Raw genomic sequence first — 16,103 nt, forward strand, 5'->3', positions numbered from 1 at the left:
ATAGGGTTTTGCTGGTGCTGGTGCTGGTGCGCAGTCCCGGACCAACCCGCAGGCGTCTAGTTCGCCCTGGTCCCGCCGCCGAACCGGCGGCGGGTGGCGGCGCCTCCGGGGGACGGGTTGCCAGCCGTCCGCAGGTGCCGGAACGCCGTTCCGGAGCCAGCAAACCGGTCTGAGCCGAAAGCCCTGCTTTCGGTTCCCATGCCACCCTCGGCTTCCGGGCCGCAGGTGTGCGCGCTGGCCTCCAGCCGGCGCTGCAGTTCCACCAGGACCTTGGCCAGGCGGCGGGATACCTGCATTTGCGACATGCCCAGCCGTTTGCCCAGCTGGACCTGCGTTTCCTCGCAGAAGTAGCGGCGGTAAAGAAGCTCCCGGTCCGGGCCATCCAGGTCCTGCATGGCGTCGCGGAGGCACGCCAGTTCTTCGAGCCGTTCCAGCGGCGCGTCCGGGCAGGCCAGCATCTCGCCGATGGAGGGTGCGTCCGAGTTCGGGTTCACGGCATCCAGTGAATCCGGGTGCATGCTGCTGGAGGCCGAGATAGCTTCCTGCACCTCTGCGGGGTCCGTTCCCAGTTCGCCGGCCAGTTCCTCCACGCTGGGGCTCCTGCCGAGTGACTGGGTCAGCTCCGGCTCTGTCCGGAAGAGCCGGGTTCGCAGGTCCTGGATGTGGCGGGGCGGGCGCACAACCCACGTCCGGTCACGCAGGTACCTTTTGAGTTCACCCGTGATGGTTGGCGCTGCATAGGCAGGGAAGCTCTCGCCCTTGGCCTGGTCAAAGCCGCGGGCCGCCTTCACCAGGCCCAGGTAGGCAACCTGGTTCAAGTCCGCCCGTTCCCGGCCACGGCCCTCGAAGCGGGCAGCCAGGGCCTCGGCCAGGTCCAGGTACCTCAGGACCAGCTCATTCTCGAAGGTTTCCCGCAGCCGGCCCGACGAGGAGGGCGGGGCTGGATTCTGTTGTGGTTCTGGATGCTGTTCCTGGACTCGCGTAGTATCCACGGCAAGTGCGGCAAAGGATTCGGGCATGGATCGTTGTCCCTCGGTCTGGGTTCCGAAAGCCTGCGGCAAGACTTAGAAGCAGCAAATCATAAGGTTGCTTATAATTCAACCCTTCCCAGTTGTAGGCTCGGGATGTAAGCGGCAACCGCCCACCACCTCCAAGGAGCCTTCGTCATGCGCATTGCCATCACCGGAGCCAGTGGAAACGCAGGGACCGCACTGCTGCGCAACCTCCAGGGCCAGCTCTCCCGGAAGCCCGGCAGCCTGCAGCTGGTTGGCATCAGCCGCCGCCTTCCGGACACCTCGGCGCCACCGTACGACGGCGTCGAGTGGAACACGCTGGACGTGGGCGCCGAACAGGACCGGCCACTGCTGGAACGGGCGCTCGCCGGAGCCGACGCCGTGGTCCACCTTGCATGGCAAATCCAGCCGAACCGCGACCTTGAGCAGCTGCACCGGACGAATGTCACCGGAACCGCGAACGTCCTGGAAGCAGCACGCACAGCGGGCGTGAAGCAGATTGTCTGCGCCTCCTCCGTTGGTGCCTACAGCAGCTCAAGCAAGGACCAACGCAGGGACGAGTCCTGGCCGGCCACGGGCATGCCCGGCTCCCACTACAGCCGGCACAAAGCCGAACAGGAAAGACTCCTGGATCAGTTCATGGCCAGTGAACCGGCTATTTCCGTGGCCCGGCTCCGGCCGGGGCTGATCTTCCAGGCGAATGCCGGCAGCGAAATTGGGCGGTATTTCCTGGGGCACGTCATTCCGCGGCTCATTCCAGGGAAGCCCTGGACCCCACTGCTCCCAGCGCCGGACAACCTCATATTCCAGGCAGTGCACGCCGATGACGTTGCGGAGGCTTACTGGCGCGTGGTTGACCAGCGTGCCAGCGGCGCTTTCAACATTGCCGCTGAGCCGGTACTCAACCCACAGGAACTGGCACGCGTCCTTGGCGCCAAGCGGATCCTCCCCATCCCCATGCGGCTGCTGCATGCGGTGGTGGACCTCACCTGGCGGGCCCGAATCCAACCCACGGACGCCGGCTGGGTTGAGATGGCCGCAGGGGCGCCCATCATGGATACGGACCGGGCGCGGCGAATCCTGGGCTGGGAGCCGAAAGTGTCCTCGGTTGACGCCGTGAAGGAAGTGCTCGCCGGCCTGGGAACCGGGACAGGAGTGCATCCGTCTCCGGTCCTCAGGCCGCGCCGCCGGCCTTAAACCGCCAGCCCTAAACACGATGCACCGCCCGGCGTCCGCCGGGCGGTGCATCGAATTCCGGCCGCTAGATTCCGTCGCCCCGGTCCCGGCCCCTGGCTTCCCGGTTGGCTTCCTGGGCGTCCCGGTGGACGTCGCCTGGCGAAGCGGCAGCTCCTCCGGCGACATCCCGCTGGCCGGCGTCATCGCGCCGCACGTCCCGCCGGGACACCTCATCGTCCCGCAATCCATCGTTTCGCAATCCATCGTCCCGCAATCCATCGTCCCGCAATCCGTCGTCCCGCGATTCCGCAGCAGCGTCGGCGGGCCGCTCCTCCCGAAGCGGGCGACCCGACAGGGCTTCACCACGCAGGCCATCCCTGCGGGCTTCGGGGTAGGCATCCCCGGCTATACCTTCGCGGCGTCCGCCCCCGGCATGGCCACCGCCGGCATATCCGCCGTCAGCCCCTGCGCCCTCCGCTGCCCCGCCCTGCGTACGGCCGCTCCGGGTGCCATCGACGGTGACGTCCGGATCGAGCTCGTCGGCCTTGCGGGCACGGCTGGCAACATCGCCGCGCAGCGACTGGGCTTCCCGGGCCTGCTGTTCCGCTTCCTGGCGCAACCGGGCCGCATTGACCTGCGCCTGCTCGGCATCGGCACGTGCCCTAATGGCCTTGGCTTCCCGTTCCCGGGCATCGATTTCCATGTTTTCGGCTTCGCGCCGGATTTCAGCGGCCTTTTCCCGGTGTTCCCGGTCGCGCTTTTCCTGCATTGCCCGCCGGCGCCTCCCGCCGGCCAGGAACAGCACGGCGACCAGCACCACCACGACAACGGCAACAATGACCCATACCCAGGGAGCTGTATCCATTTTTCCCACCACTTCCCACTTCGTTGTAACCGGGCAGGCCCGCGCCATTCCGGCTGTCTTATTCGTGAACGTTACATTCGGGTTAGCAAGGGTACTTACCTTTTATTAGTAATCATGCTTATTATTTTACGGCCAGTATTGCTGGTTCTTGATCAACAACCGGCCTTCTTGGAAAGAGAGAGCGAAGATGACAGAGAGCCATTGGCCCGAGGACCCGACGTACACGGCGCCCCCGGCCAGCACAGGACTTCCTGGTGAGCGGAACGCCGCCACCTTCCCATCCGCCGCCACTCCAGGTGCCAGTGAGGCCGGTTACGGCACAGACGGCTCCGGGCCGTCCCGCAAGGACGCAGCCAAGGAAGAAGCCTCGAACGTAGCCGGGGAGGCCGCATCCGCCGCCCAGAACGTTTCCCAGACGGCGAAAGAGGAAGCCGCGAATGTTGCTTCCGAGGCAAAGGCCGGCGCGCAGGACCTGCTGCACCAGGCCCGCGCGGGGTTGACCAGCCAGGCCGGCACCCAGCAGCAGAAGGCGGCCGAAGGCATCCGCAACATCTCCAGCCAGCTGCACAGCATGGCCAGCGCCCCTGACCAGCAGGGCGTCGCCGGCGACCTGATCCGCCAGGCCGCCGAGCGCACCTCGTCCATGGCCACCTGGCTGGAAAACCGCGAACCGGGCGACCTGCTCACCGAAGTCCAGCGGTTTGCCCGCAACCGCCCCGGCACGTTCCTGCTCCTCGCCGCCGGCGCCGGCGTCCTCGCCGGGCGCCTCACCCGCGGCCTCACCGCCGGAGCCCCCGAAAGTTCCACTTCCCGCAGCGGCCAGGCCGGCTTGTACCCGGGTACACCCCGCGCAGACCAGTACAGCGGCACGTATGCTCCGGCGGGCGGGACAGTCCCGCCCCCGCCGGTCCAGCTCCCCGGCCCGGCAACCACAACGGCCGGCTACGATGGCGGGGCCCCGGGCAGCAGCTACCCGGAGACTGCAGGTACGGCCAGCGGCCTCGACAGCCCGCAACTGGCGGAGGAACCATGGTCCGGCAACCAGCTGTCCGATGACCCGCTGCGCGACCGCGCCCTTGCCGACGATCCGATGGCTAACGACCCCCTTACCCGGGACCGCACCAGGGGCGGCCAGACGGGTGGGCTCTGATGAGCAGCCAGATTCCTGAGACGCCGCCGAGTGCGGCGCATCTGAAGGCCGATACCGCCTCGCTGGGCGAACTGCTCGGGGACGTCACCCGGGACCTGTCCACCCTGATGCGCCAGGAAGTGGAACTGGCCAAGGCCGAAGCCAAACAGTCAGCCACCCGCGCCGGGAAAGGCGCCGGCATGCTCGCCAGCGCCGGCGTCGGCGGACACTTCGTCCTGCTCTTCCTCTCCCTGGCCCTGATGTTCGCCCTCGGCGCCCTCATGCCCCTGGGCTGGGCCGCGCTGATCGTCGCCGTCATCTGGGCCATCACCGCCGCCGTCCTGGCCAGCATCGGCCGCAAGGAACTCAAAGAGATCAAAGGCCTGCCCCAAACCAGCGAAACACTCTCCGAAATCCCCCCAACCCTAAAACCAGGTGAGGTAAACCGATGAGCGAGAACCCCGACGTCATCCGCGCAGACATAGAAGCCACCCGTGCCCGCCTGGGCACCAACGTGGACGCCGTCGCCGACAAGGTCACCCCGTCCAACATCGTCCACCGCCAGACCGACAAGGTCCGCGACACCGTCACCGGAGTCAAGGAGAAAATCATGGGCGCAGCCGACACCGCCACCACCACAATCCACGACACCACCACCACCGGCGCAGGCCACACCACCAACGCCCTGCATAACGCCGGAGACAGCCTCCACGACGCCAAAGACACCGTCTCGGCCAAACTCACCGACGCCGGCCAGGCCGTCTCCCACACCCCCGACCAGGTCAAAGCCAAAACCCAGGGCAACCCCCTGGCCGCCGGCCTGATCGCCTTCGGCGCGGGCCTGCTCGTCTCCTCCCTGATCCCGCCAAGCCAGAAAGAACGCGAAGCCGCGGACCAACTCAAAACCGCAGCCCAGCCCCTGGCCCACGAACTCACCGACGCCGCGAAAAACATGGCCCAGGACCTCAAGGAACCCGCCCAGGAAGCCATGGAAAACGTCAAAGCCACCGCCACCGACGCCGCCCAAAACGTCAAAACCGAAGGCCAAATGGCCGCCACCGACGTCAAAGACCGCGCCACCGACGCCAAAGACAACGTCCAAAACACCTAAACCAGGGCGCTGCACCGCAAGCAACAGAACTGTTCGACAGGCCGGCACCGCCTTCGCGGGGCCGGCCTGTCCGCTTCAGCCACTTGATGGAGAGGACACCCCATGGCCACTCACGACTCATCCGAGACCAGTACCGCGAAGGCGGGCCAGGCTCCGGATCCAAATGATGCAAGGAAGCCTGGCAGCCCCCGGGACCTGGATAAGCCGTCGTGGAAGTACATCACCAGGAAGACGTTCCGGGAGTTCAGCAAGGACCAGTGCCCTGACCTGGCGGCCGGGCTGACGTACTACGCGGTCCTGTCCCTGTTCCCCGCCCTGCTGGCGCTTGTGTCGCTGCTCGGCCTCTTCGGAGATCCGCAGAAGACCACCACGGCCCTGCTGGAAATCGTGCGCGGCTTTGCGCCCGCGGAAACCGTGAACACCATCAGCGGCCCCGTCTCAGAGCTCACGAATGCCCCGGCAGCCGGGTTCACCCTGGTCATCGGCCTTGTCACCGCGCTCTGGTCGGCGTCCGGATACGTAGGTGGTTTCGGCCGGGCGATGAACCGGATTTACGAGGTGGATGAGGGACGCCCGTTCGTGAAGCTGCGGGGCACCATGCTGGCCGTCACACTCCTTGCCGTGGTGATCGTGGCGCTCCTCGCGGGCATGCTGGTCCTCAGCGGACCCATCTCCGAGGCCGTCGGCGGGCTGATCGGGCTTAGCAGCGCCTTCCTGGCCGTCTGGAACATCGCCAAGTGGCCGGTGATGGTCATCCTCATCATTGCCATCATTGCGGTTCTCTATTACGCCACCCCCAACGTCAAGCAGCCGAAGTTCCGCTGGATGAGCATGGGCTCGGCCATCGCCCTGGTGGTTTTCCTGGTAGCGTCGCTTGCTTTTGGTTTCTACGTGGGCAACTTCGGCAACTACAACAAGACCTACGGCACCTTGGGTGGCGTGATCGTGATGCTGCTGTGGCTCTGGATCCTGAACATGTCGCTGCTGTTCGGTGCCGAATTCGATGCCGAGGTGGAACGTGGGCGTGAGCTCCAGGCCGGCATTGAGGCGGAAGAGACCATCCAGCTGCCGCCGCGCGATACCAAGAAGAGCGAGAAGATGCAGCAGCAGATCGAGGACGACATCAAGCACGGACGCGAACTCCGGGAGAAGTACGCCTCGGAGAACGGCGGACAGGACGGGCAGCAGCCGGAAGGCGCTTCCACGGAAAGCCACCGGGACCGGGTGCGTGACAAGGTGCAGCACCGCGCCGGCGATGCAGGGTCCGACGACGGCGGCCGGCAGGGCGGCCACGCCTAGTTGGGTCCGCGCCGGCAGTGGACGGCTTGGGGACAGGTACTAGGCAGGACCTCCAACTTGGAGGAAAATTGAGATGGAGGTCCTGCCAGGGTTTCCCGGGCTGGGGGAGCCCGGGGCGATGCGGGGCCGGCGGTGAGATGGCCTCTTCTGAGACCGAGGCCAGTCCCCCAGTCGCCGTCGGCCCCCTCAACCTGGAGTAGTCCGCAGCGGCCGGGCGGCCCGGCCGGATAGCAGCGAGTTGGACAAGGTGGGCCGCCCTGTCATAATTTCATCCATACCTTGCGGGCACCTTTCGGGGACCCGCAAGGCCGCTGAAGCAGATACGGCGGCATCACGGTCGACCCTTAATGAGCGGACATGCCTGCTACCCATTTTGAACAATTTCTTGCCGAAGCAGTTGTCCCGGACAAAGAGCCTGGACTGGGCCTCGGACGCGATGAGCTCTATGGCCTGTACACAAGTTGGTGCCTTCTGCACAAGGCCGAGCTCCAGGCTCCTGCTGCCCTTTGGGAGGCATTGCAGGAGCACGGAATCGATCCTGACAGCAACAACCTCTCCATGACCGGACCTGCCGCAGCCGACTACATCGTGGCCAGCGCTCCGGACCTGGTGTAACGGGCACAGTCCCACGAAGTTTTAAGCGGAAGGGTGCTGCCGCCGCTGTGAATTTTTCACTGGCCGGCGGCACCCTTTTCTGTGCAACCGTCTGTCGGCCTATTGTTGGGCAAGCGCCAGGAGATAGGCGGCGAACCCACGCGGTGCCCTCCCCAGCGTCCTGCCCGATGTGAGGACCCGCACGGTGTCCGTGGCAACAATCCGCGCCCCGCTGGCGCGCAGCCTGTCCACTAGAACCCGGTCCTCACCGGAAGCAAGGCCTGGAAAACCGCCTGCCCCCAGGTAGGACGAGCCACGCACGCCCAGGTTGGCCCCGTACACATGGGAGTGGTTTTCGGCCAGGATATGCCGGGCATGCCAGCGGGCAATGAGGGCGTTCTGCATGCCATCGCCGTCGGGTTCCACCGAGCCGAGGACGACGTCGGCGCCGGCGGCTGCCAGGTCCAACTGCCGTGCCAGCCAGTTCCGGGGCACCATCGAGTCGGCGTCGGTGTTGGCCAGCCAGGCACGCTCCGCGGCAGCACCGCCGTTCAGCCCGAGGGCTTCCGCGCCGGCCCGGCGGCTCATCCCAACATTCCGGAAGCCGACAGTCATGGCGTCGAAACGGGCATCGGACGCGGCGAAGTCCGTGGCAAGCCGAAGGGAACCGTCAGCGCAGCTGTCCAGCACCATCATGACGCGCACACTGACGCCCGGATGGTGGGCCGCCACCTCGTCTGCCGCTGTCCGGACGCCCGCGAGTGCCCGTCCGAGGTGCTGCTCCTCGTTGTGTACCGGAATCACCACTGCCACGTCCCCGATGGACGCGCCCTCCCGGCATCGCTGGCCGGAAGCTGGAGCGTCCAGGCCTGTCCGGCAGCCCGCGTCAGCCTCCTGCATGAAGGTCCCCGGCGGTTGTCGGCGCAATGAGGATTTCCAGGACGAAGTCCCGCTCCTGGTACAGCCCGGCGCTCCGCCAGCCCAGCCGCTTCCGGGCAAGGGCGTGCACGGCGTCGCCGTCAAGCTCCCAGCCGTCGATCGGATGCCGCCAATGGCACAGCACCAGGGTCCCGCCTGGTTCAAGTGATCCTTCGACGCGGTCCCAGAGCACCGCCAGTTCCTCCGGTGCCAGGTAATAGCCCACCTCGGATACCACCAGCAGCCCGAACGTGCCTTGCGGCCAGGAGCCCGGCACCACCCGCTGTTGGACACTGACGCCGGGGTATTCCGCAAGCCGCCGCTTGGCTTGCCGGACCGCAGCGCTGCTCGCGTCCACGGCAAGTAGTGCCCGGCACCGGGACGCCAGGTCAGCGGTGAGCGTGCCGATCGAGCATCCGATTTCCAGGCCGCGTTCATAGGACTCCACCGGAAGGGCGGCCAGGGTGAGGGCGCGCTTACGCCTCTCATACCAGCTGGCTGTGTAGTTCCAGGGGTCCTCGGCTCCGGCGTGGACGGCGTCGAAGATGCGTTCGGCGTCACCGCTGCGGTGCGGCGCCACACTGGTGTCCCGCGCCGGGGTCCAGGCGAAGACTTCGAAGGTGCGTGCAAAGTGCCCCAGGAACTCCGCGTGCAGGAGTGCTTCGTCACCGGCCGCCGGCGAAAGCGGCAGGATCTGGGAAGCGTGGGCAAGCATGGCGTTGCCCTTCGCTTCGCGGGCCTGCCGGCTGAGGTGGAACCGGACCCATTCCTGCCAGTCGGCCCGGTCCGGCGTGGCCCAGTGCCAGTACCAGACGGGGTATTCCAGCAGGCCATGCCCGTCCTGGCCGGCCACCGCTGCTGCCGCCGCTCCCAAGGCATCATGGTCGGCATGGCCGTCTGCCCGGTAGGGCGCCACCAGCACAATCCGCCGGCCGTCCCGGGAGACGCGCTGGGCAGCTTCCCGCACGGCGCCGCTGATCACGCCGGTGTGGCCGGCCAGCCCGCGGTCCGGCAGGCCGAGGAACCGCCAGTTGTCCTTCATGCCCAGGGCGGAAAGGCCCGCTCCGAACTCGGCCAGGCGGATCCGCGCGAGCCGCTCAGCAGTGGTGGTGGGCGACTCGGGATGCGAGCCCTCCCCCGCGGTGCACAGGATGACTTCCACCGTGGCCCCGAGAGCGTGCAGGGAGGCGACGAGCCCTCCGGCACCGAGGGTTTCGTCATCCGGGTGGGCGGCCAGGACCACGAATCCCATGCCGCCAAGTTCGGCAGGCCCGAGGGGCAGCTCGGGCAGCGTCTGCAGTCCGCCCGCGGCCCACGCCGCCTCGGCGGTCCCCTGGTCCGCATGCGAGAAGGTCACCATTGGCAGTCTCCGGCCAGGACCAGGTTGCCCAGTTGCGCATCGTCCCGATGGCCGTGGTGCTGGCGCACGTAAAGTGCCAGGTCCGCCATCCTCTTGGCGTAAGGCTCGTCGAAGGCCAGCGGACCTGGCCCCCGGTTGGTGCCCACCAGATGGAGGACGCGTTCGACGGCGGCCGCGACAGTTCCCCGCACCCGCTGGGCTTCGCTCCAGGTGCTTTGGCCCGCGCCGGTGGCCAGGGTGCCGCCGTCAAGGCGCGAGGCCGTCCGGGCCAGGTACTGCAGGGCCGCGGTGATGACCCTGTCCGCCTCACCCAGCGCCGCGAGTGCCAGCTGGTCCGGTTGGCGTCCGGCGTCCGCGCCGGCCTGCAGGCCGTGCCGGAATTCCCGGGCAGCTCCCACCGCACCTCCCAGCCAGCAGGCGGCGACCCCCATGCCGCCCCACGCGAAGCCGGGCCTGCTGTGGTACCAGCCCGTTCCGCCAAGCGGTACCGCCGGAACCTGGTCGAAGTGGACAGTCCCGCTGGGTATCTCCCGCAGTCCGCGGGCCACCCACTCGGGCTCTTCGCAGTCCACACCGGGGTGGCGGAGGCTGACGGCGAAAGCCGCCCGGCCGTCGTCCGTGTGTGCCGTGACCACCGCATTGTCCAACTGCCGCGCCAGGGAACACCAGGGCTTGGACCCACTGAGGACCACTCCGGTCCCGGCAAGCGTGGCGTCCAGCCTCATACCGGGCCCTTCGGCGGCGAACACGCCCCAGCTGCCCCCGGGAGCCGTTCCTGCGGGAGCCGTTACCCCGGCCTGCTGCAGGATTGCCAGGGCGTCAAGGTGCGGCTCAAAGATGCGGGCCGCTGCGACGTCGGCTGCAGCCACGGAGGCCAGGAGCTCCCACAGGATACCGGTGCCCCCGCCGCCTGGGAGCGGCCAGCTGCCGCCCGCCTCGGCGGCAAGGCCGAGCAGCGCGGGAGGGTTGCCCACGAGCGGGCCCACCCGCCCCAGGAGCGGCATCCACTGGGCGAACTCCTCCGGAGTGGATGCCATCAGCACGGGGGCGGCGGTCCCGGTGCCGCGCGCTGCCTGCTCCGGGCGGCCCGGGCTGTTGGCGGGAGCCGCGGGGGACGCCACTACTTCCCGGCCGGCTCGGTAACGGCCGCAGTGGGCGCCATGGTCTCGGCGTTCACCATCCAGGCCAGTTGTTCCAGCCGCTCGATGATGGCGTGGAGGAGGTCCGCGCTGGTGGGGTCTTCGCCGTCCACCTCATCATGGACGTCCCGCATGGTCTGCACAGTGCGTTCCAGGCGTTGGGTGATCAGCTTCACGGTGTCCTTGGTGGAAACCAACCCCTCCGGGAACTCTTCCAGGCGCGTGCCGGCCGCCACTGCGCTGCTGCGGCCGTCAGGGAGGGCATGGAGGGCGCGCATCCGTTCAGCTGCCTGGTCGGCGAAGAGCCGGGCGGCCGCGACGATTTCGTCGAGCTGGAGGTGCAGGTCGCGGAAGTTGGTGCCCACGAGGTTCCAGTGGGCCTGCTTTCCCTGCAGGTGCAGCTCGATCAGGTCCGTCAGGACCATTTGGAGATTGCTGGCCAGAGTGGGTGATGCCTTCATGATGTCCTCCGTTGCTGCTCTTTCAGGCCGGCACGGCCACTGGCCCTAAGCATACTTACCGCTTGCGTCCCGCGACTCCGCGCAGCGTGCAGGCCAGCTCAGGTGATCCGTGCCAGGGCGAACCCGTCCCAGCCTTTGGAACCCACGGTCTGGATGACGGTGGCGTCCAGCCGGGGATGGTCCCCCAGCAGTTTGAGGGCCTCGATGATTCCGGGAGCGTTGACCGGGTCCATGCCGGGATCAAGGACGGCCCCTTCCCAGACGGCGTTGTCCAGCACCACTGCGGCACCGGGCCGGCCCAACCGGACCGCCCAGTCGAGGTAGCGGCTGTCGTTTTGCTTGTCCGCGTCGATGAAGATGAAGTCGAAGGGTTTGCGTTCCTCCTCGGCGAGCGCGGCGAGGGTGTCCAGCGCCGGGCCCAGCCGGATCTCCACCTTTTGGCCCAGCCCGGCGGCATCGATGTTGGCCCACGCCACTTCTGCGTGCTGGGGCAGGTACTCGCAGGTAACGATGCTGCCGCCAGGGGGAAGGCCCCGGCCCATCCAGATGGTGCTGTAGCCGGCGAGCGTTCCGATCTCCAGGATCCGGTGTGCGCCCGAGAGCTGGACCAGGAGCTTAAGCAGCTTCCCGGCATTGGGTGCCACCTCGATAGCGGGCATCCCGGCCTCGGCGGCCGACGTGACGGCACGCTGCAGCGCCGGGTCCGGATGAACCACGGTTGTGGACAGGAACTCTTCAGCGGCTATCCATTCCGGCCGGGGTTTGTGCTCGAACATGGGCACAGTTTGGCACGGGCCGTCCTGCCGGTCCAGATGCTTCCGGCCGCTTGCTCCCGGGTCAGGAATCCCGCGCGAGTGCACCTTCTAGGCGGTCCACCTTGGCCGTGAGCTCACCGGCGTAGCCGGGCCTGATATCTGCCTTGATCACCAGGGAAACGCGGCTGCCGAACTGTCCCACGGCCTCGGTGGCGCGTTTGACGACGTCGAACACTTCGTCCCACTCCCCCTCGATGGTGGTGAACATCGAATCCGTTTGGTTGGGCAGTCCGGACTCGCGGACGATCTTTACGGCGGCGGCAACGGCGTCGTGCACGGAGGCATCGTTGGGGCGCGAACCCCCGGCAGGAACGCCTGACGGGGCGACAGAGAATGCAAGCAACATGCCCCCAAGTGTGCCACGCAGCCATGGACCACCGCAGGGCAGCGTCCCTGGCTGCGGCCGTCACATAAGCGGCTACCCTCCGGTAACGGTGAACGCCGCAGGCTCCGTTGCTACCCTTTGGGCATGAGCCTCGCAGTCGCCCGCAAACCCCTCCGTGCAGACGCAGCGCGGAACGTGGACAAAATCATCACGGCGGCGCGCCAGTGTTTCCGGGAATTCGGCCCCGAAGTTCCGCTGCAGACCATCGCAGCCACCGCAGGCGTTGGTCCCGCCACCCTCTTCCGGAACTTCGCGGACAAGGAAGAACTGGTCCTCGCAGCACTCAACCGGCAACTGCGGCTCACCGTGGACCCCGTCATGGAGGGCGCGCTGGCGGACATCGACGCCGCCGCCGGCCTGCTGCGCGTGCTTGAGGCGCTGATGGCGGCTGCAAGCGAGGACGCCAACCTGCTGTGCGCCGTCGCGGGGCGCCGCGAACTGCTCACCGGGATTACCGGTTCGCTGATGGATTCGATCAGCGTGCTGCTGGTCCGCGGCCAGGGCCAGGGCAGCCTGCGGGGGGACATTTCGATGACGGACATGTTCCGGCTGCTGGCCATGCTGATCGGCGTGGTGGACACCATGGAACCGGGTTCGGACGCCTGGCGGCGGCCGCTGGCCCTGGTGGAGGACTCCATCCGGGCTGTCCGGCCGGCGCGCCCCCTCCCTCCGCATGTCCCTGTCCCGGCCGCTACGGCACTCGGCGCCGGGCTCCTGGGTCCCCGGGCATGATGGCCGCGTCCTGACACCTGCGGGCTTTTCCCCCGGGCTGCCCGCGCGTTTGTGGGCTGCCACGCCATTGTGGGCCTCCCCCCAAGTGCAATAGACTCAGGACGGGTTACGCAGACAGCCTGGATTCTTTCTTCCGAGATGGAGCGACCCATGCAAAAATCCGCGCGTTCCGGCCGGACACCGGTTCCCCAGCCATGAACGGCTCGAAACTTTCCCAGTACCTCACCGGTCCCCGCGGTCCCGAGGAAGTGCTGCCCACCCTTAGCGCCGGGGAACTTGCCGAACTTTTGGATGCCCTCTACCAGAACCTTGATACTCCCGAGCCCGAATTCGGTGCCGACGTCTGGTACGAGATGGGCGTCGAAGAAAGCAACCGCCGGAGCGTAGGCGCGGAAGGCGCCGCCCACGGAGTGGCGTAGCAGCACCGGTTCCCCAACTCTCTGCACGCATCAACAACGGCACGCATCAACAACGCTGCACGCACCAACACCCTGCACTGGAAGCCAACCCTGCACTGAAAGCCACCCGGCAGCCGGCCACCGCCGCCCGGCTGCCAGGCGCACTCTCAGGACGTGGTTCCTGGACTTTCAGGGCTGGTGACCGTCAGGGCCCTCCGCCTGGGCTTCACCGTCATGCCCGGCTTTACCTTCGTGCAGGGCTTCACCTGCGTGCGGGGCTTCACCTTCGTGCCCGCCCGGCTGGGGCCGGCGGTCCCCCTCGTGCGCGGCCTTGTGGTGTGCGTGGAACTCGTTGGGGACGTGCTCCTTGGCTTCCATCAGGTGCTGCTGGAGTTTCTCTTCGGCGTCCCTGCGGCGCCGGGCGGTATCCCTCAGTTCCCTGGTGGCCTCGGATCCGCGCGGATCAAGGTAGGCGGCCCGGGTCCGGCCGGTCTGCTCGGCGGCGGGTACGTCCGCACCCCGTTTTTCGGCGCTTCTTCCTTCGGCGTCCGCGGTTCCCTGGCCGTCGTCCGGCGCCGTTGGCCGTGACTGTTCGCTCATCCCGATTCCTCCTTGGTGGCTGCCGCCGATGTGGGCTGCCTCTCTTCCAGTGCACCACATCCGGCCCGGGCCCTGCCGAGGGCCGTTAGCCCCTGGCGGCGTCCCGCCGTTTCCTGATCTCCCGGCCCACCAGGGCCTGCAGCGATGGAATTGGCGACGACGGGTCCAGGTCGAGTGCGTGCCGGAGCCTTTGGGACAACAACTCCAGGTCCTCCGCCGGGACGTCGGAAAGGCGGGCGAAGTGGGTAAAGAAACGCTTGGCAGGCAGCCCTGCCCGGCGTCGAATGATTTGGCGTTGCGGCCGGCCTGCCCTCTCTCCTGCCGCGTGCAGCTTATTGTCCATGGTTGCCGTTCTGAAGGAGTCCTTGGCCAGCTGCATAGCCGATCTCATAGTACAACCGGCGGGACGCCGCGGCAGTGGCCAGGACCCCCCTTTTGCGGTGGGTTTTTGCGCCGGCAGGGGACGGCCGGTCAGCTCCAGCCGAGGAACCTCAACAGCGCCGCGGTGCCGGCGCCGGCGATCACCACCACCAGGAAGGGTGCGCGCAGTGCCAGCGCAACGGCTGCCGCGCCGAGTGCGCCGAGCCGTGCGTCCGCCGCCAGCGCCTGCCCTGATGCCACCGCGTTGACTACGGTCAATGACGCCAGCAGGCCGATTGTCATGGTGCCCGCAATTCTCGACGTCCGCGGGTCTTCCAGGAACTTGGCAGGGACGAAGTAGCCGACGAGTTTCCATGCGTACGCCAGGACGCAGGCCAGGATCAGCCAGATCCACAGATTCATGAGCCCGCTCCCGGCTGTGCGCTGCCTCCGTGCTCCGTCCGCTGTCCGGGGCTCCCGCAACCGTGGCGCCCGTAATGATGCTCCGCGTACGGCTCGATGTCGGGTTCCAGTCCTTCGTCGCGGCGTCCGTGGCTGAACCAGCCGGCCAGGGCTGCCACCACGGCGGCCACCAGGATGGGCACGCCCGCCGGCACGAACGGAACGGCAATCACCGTGGCCACGGCACACACCACCGCGATGGCGACCGGTTCCCGTCCCTTGAGGCGCGGCCACAACAGCGCCAGGAAAGCTGCCACCGCGGCACCGTCCAGTCCCCACTGTTTGGGATCGCCAAGCCCGCTGCCGGCAAGGGCACCGACGGCGGTGAAGACGTTCCACAGCACGTAGATGCCGATGCCGGCGGCCCAGAACCCGCGGCGCTGCTCCGCGGGATCCTCCTGGCCGGTGCTGGTGGCCGTGGACTCGTCAATGGTCAACTGGGCGCCAACGTACTTCCGCCAGCCGCGGGGCCGCAGCAGGGCGTTCAGCTGCATCCCGTAGATGCCGTTGCGCATGCCCAGCAGGGTGGCGGCGCTCATGGCGGCGATGCCCGAACCGCCGCCGCCCACGACTCCGATGAACGCGAACTGGGAGCCGCCGCTGAAGAGGAGCAGGCTCAAGGCCATGGTCTGCAGGATGCTCAGGCCCGACGTGACCGAGAGCGCCCCGAAGGACACCCCGTACAGGCCCGTGGCGATGCTGATGGAGATCCCCACCCGGACCGCGGGCGAGGCGAGCAGCTTCACGGCCGGACCGGCCAGGCAAGGCCGGGAATGGCGGGCTTCCGCAGGCCCGGTTTCCGCAGGCCCGGTTTCCGCAGGCCCGGCTTCCGCAGGCTCCAGGCCCACAGGATGAGCGGTGCCTGCAACGGGAGCCGTGCGGTGTGGATTTTCCGTTGCCGTGGGGTTCCGTCGGGACCATAGGCCCGTATGAGTGCGTCGACATGCCCTGCCAGGAATGCGGTGAACAGCCCGGCGAGGGCGGTGGCGGCCACCTTCCGCGTGGGCGGGAGGAGGATTCCGACGGCGGCGGCCAGCTCAAGCAGGCCGGTGGCAGCGACCCATTCCTCGCAGGACAGGACGGCCAGCGGATGCCGGCCGTCAGCGTTATTGGCTTGGCCTGAAGCCGCGTCGTCCCGGCAGAGGTAGCCGGGAACCACGTCGCCGTAGAACATCGGGTCCCGGAAATGCTTGTTGGCGCTGGCCAGCAGGAGGACTCCCATGGCGGCAGCGGACAGGCTCTGGACGGCAGGTCCGGACCGGGGAAAAAGCATGGAACCACTCAAC

General features: G+C 67.7%; 21 protein-coding genes. 8 read left to right on the forward strand and 13 right to left on the reverse strand.

Going from position 1 to position 16,103, the window contains the following annotated elements; genetic code table 11:
• Nucleotides 1-56: 56 nt before the first annotated feature.
• Nucleotides 57-1,019 carry a sigma-70 family RNA polymerase sigma factor gene (locus AC2JAJ_RS05320; protein WP_486416604.1) on the reverse strand — a complete coding sequence of 321 codons (963 nt, stop codon included), beginning with the start codon at nt 1,017-1,019 and terminating at the stop codon, nt 57-59.
• Nucleotides 1,020-1,166: 147 nt separating this feature from the next.
• Between AC2JAJ_RS05320 and AC2JAJ_RS05325 the strand changes: the two genes are divergently transcribed.
• Entirely contained in the window at nt 1,167-2,210 is a 1,044-nt protein-coding gene (locus tag AC2JAJ_RS05325) for an NAD-dependent epimerase/dehydratase family protein (protein WP_486416603.1), read from the forward strand.
• 64 nt (nt 2,211-2,274) lie between these two features.
• On the opposite strand, the gene AC2JAJ_RS05330 is transcribed toward AC2JAJ_RS05325, so the two are convergent.
• Nucleotides 2,275-3,054 carry a hypothetical protein gene (locus AC2JAJ_RS05330; RefSeq protein ID WP_486416602.1) on the reverse strand — a complete coding sequence of 260 codons (780 nt, stop codon included), beginning with the start codon at nt 3,052-3,054 and terminating at the stop codon, nt 2,275-2,277.
• A gap of 187 nt (nt 3,055-3,241) precedes the next feature.
• On the opposite strand from AC2JAJ_RS05330, the gene AC2JAJ_RS05335 reads away from it, so the two are divergent.
• The 5 genes from AC2JAJ_RS05335 (at nt 3,242) to AC2JAJ_RS05355 (ending at nt 7,208) form a co-directional block, all read left to right on the forward strand.
• Entirely contained in the window at nt 3,242-4,204 is a 963-nt protein-coding gene (locus AC2JAJ_RS05335) for a hypothetical protein (protein ID WP_501053403.1), read from the forward strand.
• A complete protein-coding gene (locus tag AC2JAJ_RS05340) occupies nt 4,204-4,635 on the forward strand; it encodes a phage holin family protein (RefSeq protein ID WP_501053404.1) in 432 nt (143 codons plus the stop codon). The genes AC2JAJ_RS05335 and AC2JAJ_RS05340 overlap by 1 nt, the downstream gene beginning before the upstream one ends.
• Nucleotides 4,632-5,294: a DUF3618 domain-containing protein gene (locus tag AC2JAJ_RS05345; RefSeq protein ID WP_486416601.1), complete on the forward strand. Its 663-nt coding sequence runs from the start codon at nt 4,632-4,634 to the stop codon at nt 5,292-5,294. The genes AC2JAJ_RS05340 and AC2JAJ_RS05345 overlap by 4 nt, the downstream gene beginning before the upstream one ends.
• Nucleotides 5,295-5,396: 102 nt before the next feature.
• Complete coding sequence (locus AC2JAJ_RS05350) at nt 5,397-6,593, forward strand: YihY/virulence factor BrkB family protein (protein WP_486416600.1); 1,197 nt, start codon at nt 5,397-5,399, stop codon at nt 6,591-6,593.
• Nucleotides 6,594-6,950: 357 nt separating this feature from the next.
• Nucleotides 6,951-7,208 (forward strand): hypothetical protein, encoded by a 258-nt coding sequence (locus AC2JAJ_RS05355; protein ID WP_221385335.1) that lies wholly within the window; start codon nt 6,951-6,953, stop codon nt 7,206-7,208.
• 99 nt (nt 7,209-7,307) lie between these two features.
• Here AC2JAJ_RS05355 and AC2JAJ_RS05360 read toward each other — a convergent pair whose 3' ends face one another.
• The 6 genes from AC2JAJ_RS05360 to AC2JAJ_RS05385 form a co-directional block, all read right to left on the reverse strand.
• Complete coding sequence (locus AC2JAJ_RS05360; protein WP_486416599.1) at nt 7,308-8,087, reverse strand: glycosyltransferase family 2 protein; 780 nt, start codon at nt 8,085-8,087, stop codon at nt 7,308-7,310.
• Nucleotides 8,074-9,465 carry a PIG-L family deacetylase gene (locus tag AC2JAJ_RS05365; protein WP_486416598.1) on the reverse strand — a complete coding sequence of 464 codons (1,392 nt, stop codon included), beginning with the start codon at nt 9,463-9,465 and terminating at the stop codon, nt 8,074-8,076. The genes AC2JAJ_RS05360 and AC2JAJ_RS05365 overlap by 14 nt, the downstream gene beginning before the upstream one ends.
• A complete protein-coding gene (locus tag AC2JAJ_RS05370; RefSeq protein ID WP_486416733.1) occupies nt 9,459-10,469 on the reverse strand; it encodes an acyl-CoA dehydrogenase family protein in 1,011 nt (336 codons plus the stop codon). The genes AC2JAJ_RS05365 and AC2JAJ_RS05370 overlap by 7 nt, the downstream gene beginning before the upstream one ends.
• A gap of 116 nt (nt 10,470-10,585) precedes the next feature.
• Complete coding sequence (locus AC2JAJ_RS05375) at nt 10,586-11,065, reverse strand: Dps family protein (RefSeq protein WP_221385332.1); 480 nt, start codon at nt 11,063-11,065, stop codon at nt 10,586-10,588.
• A gap of 98 nt (nt 11,066-11,163) precedes the next feature.
• Nucleotides 11,164-11,841 (reverse strand): O-methyltransferase, encoded by a 678-nt coding sequence (locus tag AC2JAJ_RS05380; protein WP_473694937.1) that lies wholly within the window; start codon nt 11,839-11,841, stop codon nt 11,164-11,166.
• A gap of 61 nt (nt 11,842-11,902) precedes the next feature.
• Nucleotides 11,903-12,226, reverse strand: coding sequence for a thiamine-binding protein (locus tag AC2JAJ_RS05385; protein WP_221385330.1), 324 nt, complete (start codon nt 12,224-12,226; stop codon nt 11,903-11,905).
• A gap of 123 nt (nt 12,227-12,349) precedes the next feature.
• On the opposite strand from AC2JAJ_RS05385, the gene AC2JAJ_RS05390 reads away from it, so the two are divergent.
• Both AC2JAJ_RS05390 and AC2JAJ_RS05395 read left to right on the forward strand, forming a co-directional pair.
• Complete coding sequence (locus AC2JAJ_RS05390) at nt 12,350-12,997, forward strand: TetR/AcrR family transcriptional regulator (protein WP_486416597.1); 648 nt, start codon at nt 12,350-12,352, stop codon at nt 12,995-12,997.
• Nucleotides 12,998-13,191: 194 nt separating this feature from the next.
• Entirely contained in the window at nt 13,192-13,416 is a 225-nt protein-coding gene (locus AC2JAJ_RS05395) for a hypothetical protein (protein WP_486416596.1), read from the forward strand.
• 168 nt (nt 13,417-13,584) lie between these two features.
• On the opposite strand, the gene AC2JAJ_RS05400 is transcribed toward AC2JAJ_RS05395, so the two are convergent.
• From AC2JAJ_RS05400 to AC2JAJ_RS05420, 5 genes are all read right to left on the reverse strand, one after another.
• Nucleotides 13,585-13,995 carry a hypothetical protein gene (locus AC2JAJ_RS05400; protein WP_486416595.1) on the reverse strand — a complete coding sequence of 137 codons (411 nt, stop codon included), beginning with the start codon at nt 13,993-13,995 and terminating at the stop codon, nt 13,585-13,587.
• Nucleotides 13,996-14,080: 85 nt separating this feature from the next.
• A complete protein-coding gene (locus tag AC2JAJ_RS05405; protein WP_221385327.1) occupies nt 14,081-14,338 on the reverse strand; it encodes a hypothetical protein in 258 nt (85 codons plus the stop codon).
• A 128-nt stretch (nt 14,339-14,466) separates the two neighbouring features.
• Nucleotides 14,467-14,778, reverse strand: a complete 312-nt coding sequence (locus tag AC2JAJ_RS05410; protein WP_221385326.1) for an AzlD domain-containing protein — start codon at nt 14,776-14,778, stop codon at nt 14,467-14,469.
• On the reverse strand, nt 14,775-15,563 hold the full coding sequence (locus AC2JAJ_RS05415) for an AzlC family ABC transporter permease (RefSeq protein ID WP_501053405.1): 789 nt from the start codon (nt 15,561-15,563) through the stop codon (nt 14,775-14,777). Before AC2JAJ_RS05415 ends, AC2JAJ_RS05410 begins: the two co-directional genes overlap by 4 nt.
• Nucleotides 15,560-16,090, reverse strand: coding sequence for a DoxX family protein (locus AC2JAJ_RS05420; RefSeq protein ID WP_486416594.1), 531 nt, complete (start codon nt 16,088-16,090; stop codon nt 15,560-15,562). Before AC2JAJ_RS05420 ends, AC2JAJ_RS05415 begins: the two co-directional genes overlap by 4 nt.
• Nucleotides 16,091-16,103: the final 13 nt, after the last annotated feature.

The organism is Arthrobacter sp. MOO21 (assembly GCF_057369995.2).